The following is a 14442-nucleotide window of genomic DNA, read 5'->3' as shown; positions in this document are numbered from 1 at the left end:
AGCTTGGAGTAATAAAGCTGTCAGCTAGTTAGTATAGTAGTTTGCGTTAATAAAGTTACATGTTATTATAATGAATGACTTATTCGCTTGATTTGAGAGAGGCCGCCCTCTCATACATAAAAAAGGGTGGTAGCAAAGTTGAGGCTTCGCGTCTTTTTGGTTTTTCTCGCAACACTCTTTATCGTTGGCTAAATGCTGATGCTCTGGCTCCCAAGCAGGCTGGTTTTCGTCATCGTAAGATTGATAAGGCTGCTCTGAAGAAGCACACTGAGGAGCATCCCGATATGTTTTTGCATGAACGCGCGGAAGTTTTTGGCGTTCACACGAGCTCTATAAGCCGTGCGCTCAAGACGGTAAAGATCGTAAAAAAAAAGAGCGGTGCAATATGAGAAGGCAAGAATTTCTTGAGAAACTCGCTGCCGAGCATAGGATGTTCGGCCTCAAGAAGCTGATTTACATGGATGAAACGGGCTTTGATGCCCCTTGTGACCGTGATGCAGGATGGGTGCAAAAAGGACACAAAATCCTTGGCCTTATCACAGGCAAACGCAAGCGCCGGACTAATGGACTAATCTTATCATGGCACAGCCTCGCGCCGCTAAGGGGCAGGAAAAAGAAGGGTTGGCGCCCATGCTCTTTGAAGGCTCATGCACGGCGGCGCTTGTTGAAACATGGATTGAGCGATTGAGCAGTGCTTGATGAAAGAGCTGCATGAGCCCACCCTCATCGTCATGGACAATGCTTCCTTTCACAATCATAAGCGTATCCAGAAGATTGTGGCTTCAGATTACCACATGGTCATACCGCTACCGCCATATTCACCGGACTTCAATCCCATAGAAAATTCATTTGGCGGCATGAAAAAGAGGCGACAATCATTGCCACAACACACGTCAATCGATCAACTCATATTGTCTTATTCTTAACGCAAATAACTATAATACTCCTGCAGCAATAAAATGTAGGAATTTGTTTTTCCGTAGGCTGCTGAGTGGGGGCCGGGGATTGAAAGGGAGGAGTAAATATTGTCACTATGATTGTTTGCCAGAGGTTCTGCTCACTTTTTTCGGCTTTTTTGCTTCGGTAGCTGGGTATTTTTTGGCCACGGGTTTTGCTGATACTGCTAGTACCTGATCCATTTGTTTAAATAGTTCATCCTTCACCTTTCTGAGGCGTTGCTTAGCCATAAGTTTAAATTTTTCAGATTTAATCGCCTGGCTAAAAGTCATCCGATTTTCGAGCATTTGCTGCATATCTTCTCCGAAGGTAGCCTGATTATAACGATTGATCGTCACAATTCCCTTCACGCGTCCTTTGTGATCCTGATAAACCTTCATTTTTTCGAAGGTTTTGCCCTCTTTTTCAATTGGACCAAAGTAGTGATTCAGCCATACTACCATCTCTGCCGATGTTGGAAATTGGCTGGCTAAGGCATCAAAACCTGAGAGGGTATCGAGCAGCGATTGACCGCCCGTTACTACCGGATGAATAATAATTGAATGCCCCAAGGAATGAAGCATATCTATTGCTTCATTCTCCACTAAATAGGAGGATAAAGGAATAAAACTAGATGCTCCATTATCAATCACTATTTCCGTATCCCGGTTGTCCACGATAAGCTCCATGAGCCGGTCAAACTCCCGCTCATCGATAGTATTTTCCTTTAATAACTCTATTCGCTTGACTGGGAAAGCTGTATAACCGGAAAAGGTGGCATTCACCGGATCGGTGTCCACACAGATCAGGGGAATGTTATTTTCCTGGCGATGCTGGGCAATCAGGGCGGAGACCAAGCTTTTGCCTACACCGCCTTTCCCTTGCAAAGTAAAATGTGCTCTTGCCATCGGGCGTATTCTCCTAAATGAGTTCTTCTTTGGTTTTGCCTTTGGCATCAAACTGAAAGCGCTTGGCCAAGGGAGGTTGGCTAGATTTGGTTACCGACTTAGCTTTATTGAGTGGGGGCAAAGATGATATTTTAGCTGGTTGAGATTGTGACTGTCCGCTATCCTTGAGGTAGCGGTTTACATACTCCATAAAAGTTCGGTACTGGACCGGCATGGTTCCTTTTTCATGGAGTAAACTCCACACAGTTTTGGCCGGATAGCCAGCCTTCAGTGCCCGTGCGATTTCGCAGCGCTGGGCTAAAAATGCTTGATGTCCTTGGCCACGCGTCTGAGTGCACTTTTTTAGCTTATCAGATAGGGTCATGCTTCTTTCCTTATTGCATTTATCCGCACTTTCACACACATATTTAGCGCCACTTTACCACACTTTAACCGCACTTCAAGCAGTATATTAAAGAATGATTTGCGGGAACATGCTGTGGTAAAACCTAGCGATCTTAATTATTTTTTTGGCTGATTCCTAGAAAAATAAAAGAAATTTCGTCAGCCTATTAAGCTAGAAGAGTTTTTTATTATTTATGAACTCTACCCATAGAAAGGCACCTATTCGGCAAACTTCACCGGGCCATCTATTCAAAAATATAAAAGATTTGTCTCCGGCTCCTTTTGGTATAGTAATGGCAACGGATATTGTCTCCCTCGCTGCTCATCTGCTAGCCATGCCGGTAATTGCAGATATTTTATTTCGACTGAATATCATCACCTACAGGGTGCTATGGTTACCCCCGTTGCTTCACAATCTTTAATGCTTACTTTTTTTTCCTAATTGTTCCAGTACATGCAGTGCCATGTTTGTAGCTAACTCATTCTCGCCAAGGAAAATTTTTCCAGCACCTTCTTGCTCCAGCAGTATAGTTTCTTCTTTGCTGTAGCCATGAATAACCGTTTTGATTGTTGGGTTGAGAGTACGTGCCGTCTTGATCATTTGCCGTGTACTAAAGGCGCCCGGTACAGTAATTATTAGTACCTTAGCCCGAGCAATGTGAGCTTGGATAAGCACGGTGGGGTCCGAGGCGTCCCCTGATACAGCGGGTATGCCTTGTTTCCGCAGCGTTTCAACTAGCTCCCGGTTTTGTTCTGCAACTACATAAGGAATCCGCTGCTCAGTCAGTATTTTTCCAATCCGTCGGCCTATTTGGCCATACCCGACCAAAACTACTTGCTTAGAAAGGTATTTTTGCTCAGTGGACATAGGTAATTCCGCTAAGGGATCGCTGGATTTTTCAAGTACCCGGGCCAAGACTGAGCGGGATCGCAGCCATCTTTGCAGGGGTTCAATCGCTTTGAATACCAGGGGGTTGAGAGCAATGGAAGTTATAGCACCGGCTAGAACTAGGCTCTGGCCTTCCACAGTGAGCAATCCCAGGCTAACACCAAGCCCGGCCAAAATGAAAGAGAATTCACCGATCTGAGCTAAGCCGGCAGAGATCGTGAGTGCCGTATTTAAAGGGTATCGGAAAGTGAGTATCAGAGTTGCTGCTGCTAGCGGCTTTCCTATTATGATAATAGTGACTACCGTGAGCAACTCCAATGGCTGCTCAATGAGAATGACGGGATCAAATAACACCCCTACCGATACGAAAAACAAGACCGCAAAGGCGTCCCGTAGAGGCAGGGATTCTGCGGCGGCGCGGTGGCTGAGTTCAGATTCTCTTAGCACCATACCGGCAAAAAAAGCGCCTAAGGCGAAAGATACTCCGAATAGAGTCGTAGCCCCATAGGCGATACTCACAGCGGCAGCTACCACGCATAGTGTGAAGAGTTCGCGTGAGCCCGTATCCGCGACTTGCCATAGTAACCATGGGAAGAAACGGCGCCCCACAATAAGCATCAGAGCAGCAAATACAGTTACTTTAGTTAGGGTAATCCCTAGCGTCCATCCTAGCTCCAAGCTTTGGGTGTTGGCTCCATCTCCATCCAGCCATCCCGCCAGTGGCGGAAGAAACACGAGTACTAGTACCATAGTGATATCTTCTACCACTATCCAGCCCACAGCGATTCGCCCATTTACAGAATCCAGAATACTATGGGTCTCAAGCGCTTTCAGCAATACTACGGTGCTGGCAACTGATAGTGTCAAGCCGAAAACCATGGCGCTTCCCAATTCCCAACCCCAGACAATAGCGATGCCCGTGCTTAAGCTTGTGGTGATAACTATTTGCAGTACAGCTCCAGGCAAAGCAATTTTACGAACCGACAGTAGTTCTTCTAAAGATAAATGGAGTCCTACGCCGAACATCAGTAACATTATGCCAATCTCGGCTAATTGTCTTGCGATTTCTATGTCGGCGATAAAACCCGGGGTAGAGGGACTAATGAGGATACCGGCTAATAGGTATCCTACCAGTGCCGGGAGCTTGATCCGCTCGGCGAGAAAGCCAAGCGCGAGGGCGAGTCCGAGCGCCACAGCAAGAGTCGTAATCAGGGGGGAGCTGTGGAGCACCAGCTTTTCTCCTTCAAACCTTACTCGCTCTTGTTGATAATGAAAATACGAGAAAAAATTTTTTTAACAAATTCAATAAAGAAGATAGGATAGACAAGAGATGTCTAATTTGGGCGGGGGGAAATTCGTGCTTAATAGCGTAAGCAATCAACACATTTTTTTATCAGCATAGGTAAGTTAAAAGGGAAGCAAAGCAAGGCTTTACTCAAGCGGCGCATGGGCTAGTTTATTATTTTCCTTTGAATCAGAGAGTTTACTGTGGCGGTAGGAGTAAGTAAAGTAAATGACTAGTCCTGCTGCTATCCATATTGAAAATCGAGTCCACGTATCTGCGCTCAATTGGGTCATTAAATATACGCAGAAGGCGATTCCTAGTAGAGGGACGGCAGGACTAAATGGGATTCGGAACGGTCGGTGTAACTCTGGTCTAGTGTAGCGTAGTACAGCGACTCCAGCACAAACTACTGTGAATGCACCGAGCGTGCCAATGTTGGTAAGCTCGACGATATCATTGAGGGGAGCGAAGCCTGCAATGCCTGCCATCGCTAGACCAGACAGCAAAATTACCCGCACGGGGGTACCGGTCCTCTCGTTTATATGAGAAAAAAAGGGTGGCAATAAACCGTCCCGTGAAATAGCAAATAAAATCCGGGTCAGCCCAAAGTATAGGACCAACATAACGGTAGTAAGGCCGGCAATAGCGCCGATAGCAATCATCCCGGAGGCCCACTTCGCACCTAGCTGGAGAAGGGCCTCGGAAACTGGGGAGGGAACATCTAAGGAGGGGTAAGGTACAATGCCGGTCAATAACGCAGCCACTAACATATAAAGCAGCGTGCAGATAGCGAGAGACCCCAGGATTCCAATAGGCAGATCCCTTTGTGGATTTCGGGTCTCCTCAGCTGCCGTAGAGACAGCATCAAAACCGATATAAGCAAAAAAAATACTAGCTGCGCCGGTCATGACTCCCTGCCAGCCAAAAGGCATAAAAGGGGTCCAGTGATTAGTATCTATATGGAAGAGGGCAACACCGATAAATAGCAGTATGGCGGCAACTTTGACAAAGACCATGATAGCGTTGAACTGGGCGCTTACCTTAGCGCCGGTAGCAAGAAGGACTCCGAGGATAAGAATAATGAGCATCGCTGGCAAATTGACCCAGCCGCCTTGAGAAGGCGTTTTTGCCAGCACGTCGGGCAGATGCATTTGCATTGCTGCCAGTGCGTTACCGACATAACCTGACCAGCCGACGGATACTGCGGAGATTGCAACAGTGTATTCCAGAATCAGCATCCAGCCAATGACCCACGCCACAAACTCACCTAAACCGGCATAGCCATAGCCATAAGCGCTGCCAGCACCGCCGATAAAGGCAGCTAATTCTGCGTAGGAAAGAGCAGCCAAAGTAACCGCTATTCCCGCTACTACGAAAGATAAGACCACGGCGGGTCCAGCGTAATTCGCTGCGGCAATACCCGTCAGCACAAAAATACCAGCGCCGATAATGGCGCCAATGCCAAGTAAGATCAGATCAAACGCTCCCAGCACTTTTCTAAGGCCGGTATCCTTAGCTAGATCCGTTTCGATAGGCTTAGTTCGAAACAGTTTCATGAATTCTCGGCTTACTCTATTAAGAAATTTTTTGAGGTGAGCTTTGTTATAGCGCTAGCTATCTCGGTACACTAGTGAGTTTAGAAAACTATTTTGGCATAAATTTTGGTAAAAGCGTAGCTTAACTTTATAAAAACTAGCTATCTACAATAAAGATAGCTGGTAGGTAAGCAATGAAAAATCGCTATAATTTGATGTGAGCTAAAGAAGCTAGCAAGGTAAAATGGTACCAATGGTTGTACCGTTGTTCCCGCAATGTGGTACCAATATGATTGTTTTACTTTAGTTCAAAGTGAGTGAGTAAATAAATAAAAAAGGGCTACGCAAAACACATAACCCTTTGAGTCCCCGAAAAAGCTGGTTTCTGAACTACATTTTTTTCTTATAGTCTGGGTCAATCCAACATTGAGGCAACGTTTCTCCAGAGGGAAAGATAAACTCTCTTTTCTGGAAAGAAGCGGGTTCTTGCATTTCTTCTCCTACGTGAGAACGGCCAGTGATGCTTTCTCTGGAAGGATCGATTAACTCTTTGATATTAAGAATCTCTATTAGATCAGAAGAAATCTTATGTTTTAGATACATTTCAGTCTCCTAGCTTAGGCTTGCCCACCTTTTCCAGTGCGGCAAGCTATTGAATGCCGTGTGTTATATTTAAGCATAGCTTTACTTAAGCATTCGGTAAATGTTAGCCGTATTCAGATTGATAAATTGCCGCCTTAGATTAGTTACCATACCAATGATCCATGATGGTTTGCTAAGAGTTGCTTTTCTGCAAAGCGGGATAACATCAAGCTGGGTTTTGCTATTAAAAGAGTTGTAAAACGCTAGAGGCTAAGGTAATGACTGAACCCCAAATTAAATCTGATCTCTTATATTTATTGCTGAGAAATGGTGAAGTTGAAGAATTCAACTGCCGGGTAGCAAACGGAGAAAGCTGTGATCTGACCTATTGTGATTTTCTCAAAGCCGATCTGCGAGGATTAAAAGCAGAAGGCCTCGATTTCAGTGGCAGCTATTTTCGCCAGGCGGATTTAAGGAGTGTTGATTTTTCAGCTAGCCGGCTTGAAGGAGCAAGTATTCACGGCGCGCACATTGCAGGTGTTTATTTTCCTTCGGAACTGAAACCGGAAGAGATAAGTTTATCTTTGCGCTATGGAACCAGAATGCGTTATCTAAAGGCGGATTAAGGTTCCTCCATAGATTTTTTTGGCATAAATAGCCGGGAGAACCATAATCCCGTTTCGAACAAAAGCCACATGGGGAGGGCCAGTAAGGTTTGCGAGATAATATCCGGGGGCGTCAATAGCATGCCAGAGATAAAGGCAGCAACAATGATATAAGGGCGTTTTTCTCGCAGGCGTTCTACATTAGTAATTCCGGTCCATACGAGTAATACAGTGGCTACGGGCACTTCAAAAGCAAGTCCAAAGGCAAAAAACATGGTCAATACAAAATCTAAATATTTGCTGATATCCGTCATGACGGCGACACCTTCGGGTGTTGCTTGAGTGAAGAAGCCGAACATCAGTGGGAAAACTACAAAGTAAGCAAACGCTATTCCCAGAAAGAACAAGAGGGTGCTGGAAGTTAATAGGGGTAAAATAAGACGGCGTTCATTTTGATAAAGGCCCGGCGCAATAAAGGCCCAGAGCTGGTATAGAAGCACCGGAACAGAGAGGATAATTGCGGTTACTAAGGTGAGTTTGAAGGGGGTAAGGAAGGGGGCCGCCACTTCAGTGGCAATCATTGAGTTTGTCTCGGGCAAATGAGCCATGAGGGGGCGGGCGAGCAAGCGGTACAGATCATTTGCAAAGGGCATGAGCACGACTGTCATGACCAATATGACGATAAGGCTGCGAAGCAAACGATTCCGCAGCTCCATGAGATGGGAGACTAGCGGTTGTTCTTCGGTACCGGAGGATTTAGGCACCGTCATCGGATTTTTTAGAATGGGAGGGCTTCGGCTTAGGGAGAGGTTTTTCGCTAATGGTTTCGTCTAGATCGAATAAATCTTTGTTTTTTTCAAGCGATTGACGCAGTTCTTCAGCCCTTAATTCTTCTTCCACTTCTTGCTTAACTTGGGAGACGAAGCGGCGCGCTTTCCTTATCCATAGGGCTGTAGTACGGGCAACCGTGGGTAACCGCTCTGGACCCACCACAATGAGCAGTATGACCAAAATGACTAAGATTTCCCAGAAGCCAATATCGAACATAGGATAGTGGTGTAAGGATTACTTGTTTTCGTTGTTACTAGATTTTATCTTGAAATCGGTATCACCTTGCTGACTACTCCGAGAGGTATTTTCAGTTTTATGCGCTTGCTTATGCTCCATGGTTGCCGCCTCTTCAGCATCACGGCGCTCCTCATCGCGCAAAGAATTACGAAAGCCCTTTACGGCACTGCCTAGATCTGTGCCAATAGAGCGCAGCTTTTTGGTACCAAATAGCAGCAATATAATCGCTAAGATGATAAGAAGCTGCCAAATACTAATTCCACCTACTCCCATAGTTTTGCTTTGCGCTCTGAGTTGTTTATATATGTTAGCTAGAAACCCGGTAGTTGGCTGCCGCCCAACAAATGGATATGGAGATGATCCACTTCTTGACCACCTCCCCGTCCCGTATTAATGATAGTCCGGAAACCGTCCTGGAGGCCCTGCTGGTGGGCGAGATCGGGTAGGAGCAGCAATAAATGACTAACCAGCCTCTCATGTTTGATTTCTAGTTGTTCTAGGCTGGCAATGTGAGTGCGGGGTACTAACAGCAAATGGACCTCTGCCTTGGGGTGAATGTCTTTAAAAGCAATTACCTGATCGTCTTCATGAACCAGCTTTGCTGGCAGCTCACCCTCTATAATTTTGCAAAAGACACAGTCTATTTGATCTATCGCCATTATTTTTACCCCCGGTTTGCTTTTTCTTCCAGCCCCGATAAACCAAAACGCCGCTCTAATTCCCTGAGCACTTGCTCTGGTCGGAGTCCGCTCTCAGCCAGCATCACTAAGCTATGGAACCATAAATCGGCGGTTTCATGGATAATCGCATCTGATTCTCTGCTTTTAGCAGCCAGAACCGTTTCAACTGCTTCTTCGCCTAATTTCTTTAGGATTTTATCCTGGCCAGCCTGATAAAGTTGCGCCACATATGAGTGTTGCGGGTCTGCATTTTTGCGTTCCTCTAATATTGTAGCAAGGCGTTCAAGAGTATCATTCATCTGAATTATGGTAGATACTATCTGGAGATTTCAATACGGGTTCAACACTTGCCCAATTTTCTTTTTCTAAACGTTTGAAAAAGCACCGATGGCGACCAGTATGACAAGCAATTTCTCCCTTTTGTTCGACCAATAAAAGCACCGCGTCGTTATCGCAGTCCAGATGAATGGCTTTAACGATTTGTTCATGCCCGGATTGCTCGCCCTTATGCCATAAACGCTTTCTGGATCGGGACCAATAAACTGCATGGCCTGATTGTACGGTAGTCTCTAAGGCTTCTCGGTTCATCCATGCGAGCATCAGTACTTGGCCGGTGTGAGCTTCCTGGGCGATCGCAGGGATAAGTCCTTCCTTGTTCCAAGCCACGTCTTCCAACCAAGTGAGAGACATTGTTATTGTCTCATTTCAATGCCATGAGCCGATAAATGCTCTTTGGCTTCTGCAATGGTATATTCTCCGAAGTGAAAGATGCTAGCGGCCAGCACTGCGTCTGCTTTTCCTTCTAAAATCCCTGCCGCGAGATGGTCCAGGGTACCTACCCCGCCCGAGGCGATCACCGGTACCGGGATGGCTTCGCTAATAGTACGGGTAAGCAGAAGGTCAAAGCCCTCTCGGGTTCCATCTCGGTCCATGCTGGTCAGTAGAATTTCTCCAGCCCCAAACTCAACCATTTGGCGGGCCCAGGCTACCGCATCCAGTCCCGTTTCTTTACGGCCACCATGGGTAAAGACTTCCCATTGCGGCGGTTCCTCAGCAGAAGAAACCTGTTTAGCATCAATGGCAACCACAATACATTGGGAGCCAAAGCGTTCCGCTGCTTCGCGGATTAATTCGGGTCGTTGGACGGCAGCCGTGTTGATGCCCACTTTATCGGCACCAGCAATTAATAGGCGCCGGATATCTTCAAGGCAGCGAATACCCCCGCCTACCGTAAGTGGGATAAATACTTGGGCTGCAACCGCCTCAACCACATGCACCAGCGTATCCCGGTTATCACTGCTGGCGGTAATATCCAGAAAAGTAATTTCATCTGCGCCCTGCTCATCATAACGACGGGCGATTTCTACCGGATCGCCTGCATCACGGATATTAACGAAACGGACCCCTTTTACTACCCGGCCATTGGCCACGTCAAGGCAAGGAATGATGCGTTTGGCTAGACTCATTTGCCCTGTTTACTCCCCGGAGAGACGTTTGGCTAAGGCGAGGGCTTCAGCAAGCTGGATTTTCTCCTCGTAGAGAGCCCGGCCAATGATCGCTCCTCCAATGCCATCTGGTTCATGTCGGCATAGAGCTTCTATCTCTGCCAGCGAGGAGACGCCGCCTGAGGCAATGACGGGAATATTAACCGCTTTAGCTAGCTCACTAGTGGCTTCTACGTTGACTCCCCTCATCATGCCGTCGCGCTGAATATCAGTGTAAATAATGGCTTCGACTCCATCTTTTTCAAAGCGTTGAGCAATATCAACTAAATTATGCCGGGAGAGCTTGGACCATCCGTTAATTGCAATTTTGCCCTCTCGTGCATCTAGGCCAAGGAGAATATGGCCAGGAAACTCTAAACAAGCATCAGCGACAAAATGGGGCGCATTGATAGCCTTGGTGCCGATGATGGCATAGCGAACTCCCGCATCCAAGTAAGTTTGGATGGTATCGCCATCGCGAATGCCTCCTCCTACTTGAATATCCATATCAGGTAATGCTTGGGCAATATGATAAATAATATCGGCATTAACCGGTTGCCCCGCGAACGCTCCGTCTAGGTCAACTAAGTGAAGCCGTTTTGCACCGGCTTCTGCCCAATGTAAAGCCACGGCGACTGGATCATCAGAAAATACGGTATCGTCTTCCATGCGTCCTTGACGCAGGCGAACGCATTTTCCCCCCTTGAGATCGATGGCAGGTATTAATAGCATGGTGATTTCCTTCCAATTTACAAGCCATAGGGCGCGAATTGCAGTTAGTAATGCTTTAACTCACTCCGTTCCAGGTGAGGAAGTTGGCGAGTAATTGCAGTCCAAATTTGTGGCTCTTTTCGGGATGGAATTGAACTGCAAAAATATTGTCTCGTGCTAACGCCGAGGCAAAAGGTGTGGAATAATCCGTACGACTAGCAACGAGGGATGCTTCATCCGGTGCTGTATAGTAACTATGGACGAAATAGAAACGGCAATCCTGGGGAATAGCGTTCCATAGGGGGTGTGTGCGGACTTGGTGGACTTGGTTCCATCCCATATGGGGTACTTTCAAGCCTGCTTTGCTGACATCAAAGTGCCGTACTTGGCCTGGCAGTATACCAAGGCAGGGAACGCCGTGATTTTCCTCGCTAAGCTCAAGCAAAGTTTGCAGACCCAGGCAGATTCCCAAAAAAGGTCGATCAGCGGCGCATTGGGTCACTATGGTATCCAGATTTAGGCGCCGTAGTTCATGCATACAATCACGAATAGCGCCTACGCCGGGAAAAACTACCCGGTCAGCTGCGCGAATCCGCTGGGGATTACTGGTGACATCTATTCGAACTTTACCCGCCACCTGTTCTAATGCTTTAGCTACTGAGCGGAGGTTGCCCATCCCGTAATCAATCACCGCTACGCTGGACATGAGTTTAAGCCCTAAAGTTATAACATTCCCTTGGTGGAAGCTAGCTGCCCTTTTCGGCGTGGATCGTACTCCACGGCAACTCGTAAGGCGCGGCCAAAAGCTTTGAATATGGTCTCGGCGATATGATGGGCATTACGCCCATGCAGGTTATCAATATGCAAAGTCATGGCGGCGTGGTTGACCAGGCCTTGAAAAAACTCCTGGAAAAGATCGACATCAAAATCACCAATACGGGCCCGGGGATAATTCACCCGATAGTGCAGGCTAGGTCTTCCGGAAAGATCTAGCACCACTCTGGAAAGCGCTTCATCCAAGGGGACATAGGCATAACCATAGCGTTGAAGCCCCGTTTTATCACCCAAGGCTTGTTGTAAGGCTTGTCCCAGGGTAATGCCAATATCTTCAACGGTATGGTGAGCATCGATATGCAAATCGCCGGATGCTTTTACCGTGAGATCGAGTAATCCATGCCGGGCTACTTGAGCAAGCATGTGCTCAAGAAAAGGTAAGCCTGTTTCGGCGGTAAAATACCCTTCTCCGCTTAGATTGAGATCAACTTCGACGCGGGTTTCTAACGTTTCGCGGTAAACGGTAGCGGTATAATTCGACATAATTTTTTGCGATCTAAATGTCTGCAAGGCTGTTGAGTGCTTCTTTAAGGCAGAATGGCAGATATTACCTGAATTTATTCCTCTTTGCCTGTCTGCAAGGCATTAATCGTGGCTACTAGCGTTCTAAATATAGAGTCCTAAGCACCGGTTAAGCGCAGAATTAATTGGACTAGCCCTACTAAAGCCACGATAATAAAGGCAAGCACTACGATACTGGTAAAAATATAGAGGGTTGGCTGGCCCTGAGTAACGTTACGTTCATGCATGCGGCTGCTCTGGAGTCCAATGAGTGCGGTAAAGATGCTCTTAAATATACCGAGAAAGCTTGAGCGGGTATTTTTGTCTTGCATTATCTACGTTATTGCCTGTTAAGTAGGTTGCGTGTATGGTTATACTCCAACTTAATATACCGTGCTGTCCATTCTGGCACTAAAAAAATTCTACTCTATTGCTCAAAATTAATCTGCATGCTTGCTTTGTAGCTATTAAGCGATATATAAAATATAGGTTAAGAGTTATTCTGATTGCTAATCATGTATAGTTGTTTATATCAGTATTTCTTTTGGTAATAGGCAATTGACGGAGGATACTTGAGCACTAGGGGATAAAATCTAATAAAGAGAGTCGATAAATTAGTACTTACCATTTCCACTTAGGGAGTAACCGGGAGTAATCATAAAAATGGGTAAGAAAAAATTTTTTATTTCTATGGGCGCCGGTGTGTTTTTGCTGGCTAGTTTAACCGCGCATGCGGAAGGTGACCCCGAAGCTGGTCGGAAGAAAGCTGAACTCTGTGCCGGTTGCCATGGCATTTCTGGTTGGCGTAATGCTTATCCAGCCTATGCGGTGCCAAAATTAGGTGGACAACATGCGGCATATCTTGTTTCTGCCCTTAAAGCTTATAAGTCCGGTGCCAGAAACCATCCCCCCATGCAAGGTTCCGCAGACAGCCTGAGCGAGCAGGATATGGCGGATATAGCTGCTTTTCTCTCTGCTCAATAACAAAAATAGTGAATTAAACCATAAAACATGATTGAGGAGGATTTTTCATGCTGAGAAGATGGTTATTTTTACTGGCTCCGGTATTTGTGGTTCTTATCTCTGGTTCCGTTCTAGCAGCAGGTGATCCAGCGGCAGGGAAACAAAAATCTCAAGCCTGTGCTGCTTGCCATGGACCAGACGGCAATAGTCCTGCGCCACAATTTCCTAAGTTGGCGGGGCAGTATGCTGAATATCTAGTTCATGCCTTGACTGCTTATCAAGTTGGCGATAGAACAGATCCAGTTATGCAGCCGATGGCCGCCCCGCTTTCCGAGCAAGATAAAGAGGATTTGGCGGCCTATTATGCTAGCCAAAAAGGTCTTACCTTGCCTTGGAAGATAGGAAGATAGAATCTGGAGAGCAATCATGCTCTTGAGATATTTAAGTTAGAGAGGAACGGGAGGTTGGTCTTTCCACAAAGTGGCTGCTTTACCTATATTTTTAAATACCGTTAAAAATTTTTTAGGGTTTATAAAGGTGCAGCATGGTTTGCAAGCGGTTTGGGCCTTCTGGGAATACCTTTCGGTTTATCCTTCGACCCAATAGTTCTTTGAGCTGGAGGGGAATGAAGGCAGTTTTTTTTGCTATGACACTAGTGCTTGTCATAATAGCCGGGGGGTTTAGTCTTTTAGGTTTATGGTTGATTTTTCCGTTTGCTGGACTAGAACTGCTAATTTTAGGCAGTGCGTTTTACCTGTCTGCGCGTCGTGCTCAACATTGTGAAGTTATTACCATTGGCCAGGAGGATATTGAGGTTTTTCGTGGCCGCGAAATGAAGGGTGAAACATGGAAGTTCCATCGCTATTGGGCTCGGGTTAGAGTTGAGCTTCCACCCTATGCGTGGCATATGAGCCGCCTAATAATAGGTTCTCACGGGCACGAGGTAGAAATTGGCGTTTTTCTGAGCGAGGAGGAGCGTCTCCATTTAGCCAAGGAGTTGCAGACGGTTTGTGGCGTCTAGTGATTTTTAAAGTTGATGAATGTAAACCAATTGCCGTACTGGCGCATAAAAAAGAT

Annotated in this window: 21 protein-coding genes and 1 pseudogene; 6 read left to right on the top strand and 16 right to left on the bottom strand. The window is 46.4% G+C overall.

The window, feature by feature from the left end:
- Positions 1-74 precede the first annotated feature (74 nt).
- Together NWAT_RS15160 and NWAT_RS17695 are read left to right on the top strand one after the other, a co-directional pair.
- Positions 75-389: an IS630 transposase-related protein gene (locus tag NWAT_RS15160; protein ID WP_013221899.1), complete on the top strand. Its 315-nt coding sequence runs from the start codon at positions 75-77 to the stop codon at positions 387-389.
- 309 nt (positions 390-698) lie between these two features.
- The gene (locus NWAT_RS17695; RefSeq protein WP_157679962.1) at positions 699-926 is read left to right on the top strand and encodes a transposase; all 228 of its coding nucleotides are present in this window, start codon (positions 699-701) and stop codon (positions 924-926) included.
- A 105-nt stretch (positions 927-1031) separates the two neighbouring features.
- On the opposite strand, the gene NWAT_RS15150 is transcribed toward NWAT_RS17695, so the two are convergent.
- The 5 genes from NWAT_RS15150 to NWAT_RS15125 all read right to left on the bottom strand — a co-directional run bounded on the left by NWAT_RS15150 (position 1032) and on the right by NWAT_RS15125 (position 6540).
- Positions 1032-1892 carry a P-loop NTPase family protein gene (locus NWAT_RS15150; RefSeq protein ID WP_232420287.1) on the bottom strand — a complete coding sequence of 287 codons (861 nt, stop codon included), beginning with the start codon at positions 1890-1892 and terminating at the stop codon, positions 1032-1034.
- Positions 1858-2208 (bottom strand): TraK family protein, encoded by a 351-nt coding sequence (locus NWAT_RS15145; protein ID WP_013221897.1) that lies wholly within the window; start codon positions 2206-2208, stop codon positions 1858-1860. Before NWAT_RS15145 ends, NWAT_RS15150 begins: the two co-directional genes overlap by 35 nt.
- Before the next feature lie 438 nt (positions 2209-2646).
- Complete coding sequence (ybaL, locus tag NWAT_RS15135; RefSeq protein ID WP_013221895.1) at positions 2647-4347, bottom strand: YbaL family putative K(+) efflux transporter; 1701 nt, start codon at positions 4345-4347, stop codon at positions 2647-2649.
- A 201-nt stretch (positions 4348-4548) separates the two neighbouring features.
- Positions 4549-5958 carry an amino acid permease gene (locus NWAT_RS15130; RefSeq protein ID WP_013221894.1) on the bottom strand — a complete coding sequence of 470 codons (1410 nt, stop codon included), beginning with the start codon at positions 5956-5958 and terminating at the stop codon, positions 4549-4551.
- Positions 5959-6327: 369 nt separating this feature from the next.
- Complete coding sequence (locus NWAT_RS15125) at positions 6328-6540, bottom strand: hypothetical protein (RefSeq protein ID WP_013221893.1); 213 nt, start codon at positions 6538-6540, stop codon at positions 6328-6330.
- 257 nt (positions 6541-6797) lie between these two features.
- On the opposite strand from NWAT_RS15125, the gene NWAT_RS15120 reads away from it, so the two are divergent.
- A complete protein-coding gene (locus NWAT_RS15120; RefSeq protein ID WP_013221892.1) occupies positions 6798-7145 on the top strand; it encodes a pentapeptide repeat-containing protein in 348 nt (115 codons plus the stop codon).
- A gap of 2 nt (positions 7146-7147) precedes the next feature.
- Here NWAT_RS15120 and tatC read toward each other — a convergent pair.
- The 11 genes and pseudogenes from tatC to NWAT_RS15065 form a co-directional block, all read right to left on the bottom strand.
- A pseudogene (gene tatC / locus NWAT_RS15115) lies at positions 7148-7894 on the bottom strand (twin-arginine translocase subunit TatC); the annotation flags it as partial.
- A complete protein-coding gene (tatB, locus tag NWAT_RS15110; protein ID WP_013221890.1) occupies positions 7881-8171 on the bottom strand; it encodes a Sec-independent protein translocase protein TatB in 291 nt (96 codons plus the stop codon). The pseudogene tatC and the gene tatB, both read right to left, overlap by 14 nt.
- Before the next feature lie 18 nt (positions 8172-8189).
- A complete protein-coding gene (gene tatA / locus NWAT_RS15105; protein ID WP_013221889.1) occupies positions 8190-8465 on the bottom strand; it encodes a twin-arginine translocase TatA/TatE family subunit in 276 nt (91 codons plus the stop codon).
- A 38-nt stretch (positions 8466-8503) separates the two neighbouring features.
- Positions 8504-8851 carry a histidine triad nucleotide-binding protein gene (locus NWAT_RS15100; RefSeq protein ID WP_013221888.1) on the bottom strand — a complete coding sequence of 116 codons (348 nt, stop codon included), beginning with the start codon at positions 8849-8851 and terminating at the stop codon, positions 8504-8506.
- Positions 8852-8856: 5 nt separating this feature from the next.
- Positions 8857-9171: a phosphoribosyl-ATP diphosphatase gene (locus NWAT_RS15095; RefSeq protein WP_013221887.1), complete on the bottom strand. Its 315-nt coding sequence runs from the start codon at positions 9169-9171 to the stop codon at positions 8857-8859.
- Entirely contained in the window at positions 9164-9562 is a 399-nt protein-coding gene (hisI, locus tag NWAT_RS15090; protein ID WP_013221886.1) for a phosphoribosyl-AMP cyclohydrolase, read from the bottom strand. Before hisI ends, NWAT_RS15095 begins: the two co-directional genes overlap by 8 nt.
- Positions 9563-9564: 2 nt before the next feature.
- Positions 9565-10338, bottom strand: a complete 774-nt coding sequence (gene hisF, locus NWAT_RS15085) for an imidazole glycerol phosphate synthase subunit HisF (RefSeq protein WP_013221885.1) — start codon at positions 10336-10338, stop codon at positions 9565-9567.
- Positions 10339-10347: 9 nt separating this feature from the next.
- On the bottom strand, positions 10348-11088 hold the full coding sequence (gene hisA / locus NWAT_RS15080; RefSeq protein ID WP_013221884.1) for a 1-(5-phosphoribosyl)-5-[(5-phosphoribosylamino)methylideneamino]imidazole-4-carboxamide isomerase: 741 nt from the start codon (positions 11086-11088) through the stop codon (positions 10348-10350).
- 55 nt (positions 11089-11143) lie between these two features.
- Entirely contained in the window at positions 11144-11773 is a 630-nt protein-coding gene (gene hisH, locus NWAT_RS15075) for an imidazole glycerol phosphate synthase subunit HisH (RefSeq protein WP_013221883.1), read from the bottom strand.
- Between the two features lie 17 nt (positions 11774-11790).
- Complete coding sequence (gene hisB, locus NWAT_RS15070; protein ID WP_013221882.1) at positions 11791-12384, bottom strand: imidazoleglycerol-phosphate dehydratase HisB; 594 nt, start codon at positions 12382-12384, stop codon at positions 11791-11793.
- A gap of 137 nt (positions 12385-12521) precedes the next feature.
- Positions 12522-12734 (bottom strand): DUF2970 domain-containing protein, encoded by a 213-nt coding sequence (locus NWAT_RS15065; RefSeq protein ID WP_013221881.1) that lies wholly within the window; start codon positions 12732-12734, stop codon positions 12522-12524.
- Between the two features lie 331 nt (positions 12735-13065).
- On the opposite strand from NWAT_RS15065, the gene NWAT_RS15060 reads away from it, so the two are divergent.
- From NWAT_RS15060 to NWAT_RS15050, 3 genes are all read left to right on the top strand, one after another.
- Positions 13066-13386 (top strand): c-type cytochrome, encoded by a 321-nt coding sequence (locus NWAT_RS15060; protein WP_013221880.1) that lies wholly within the window; start codon positions 13066-13068, stop codon positions 13384-13386.
- A 47-nt stretch (positions 13387-13433) separates the two neighbouring features.
- A complete protein-coding gene (locus NWAT_RS15055; RefSeq protein ID WP_013221879.1) occupies positions 13434-13775 on the top strand; it encodes a c-type cytochrome in 342 nt (113 codons plus the stop codon).
- Between the two features lie 134 nt (positions 13776-13909).
- A complete protein-coding gene (locus tag NWAT_RS15050; RefSeq protein WP_013221878.1) occupies positions 13910-14386 on the top strand; it encodes a DUF2244 domain-containing protein in 477 nt (158 codons plus the stop codon).
- Positions 14387-14442 lie beyond the last annotated feature (56 nt).

This window comes from Nitrosococcus watsonii C-113, assembly GCF_000143085.1.
GTDB classification, from domain to species: domain Bacteria; phylum Pseudomonadota; class Gammaproteobacteria; order Nitrosococcales; family Nitrosococcaceae; genus Nitrosococcus; species Nitrosococcus watsonii.
This window is presented reverse-complemented; position numbering and strand designations above follow the sequence as displayed.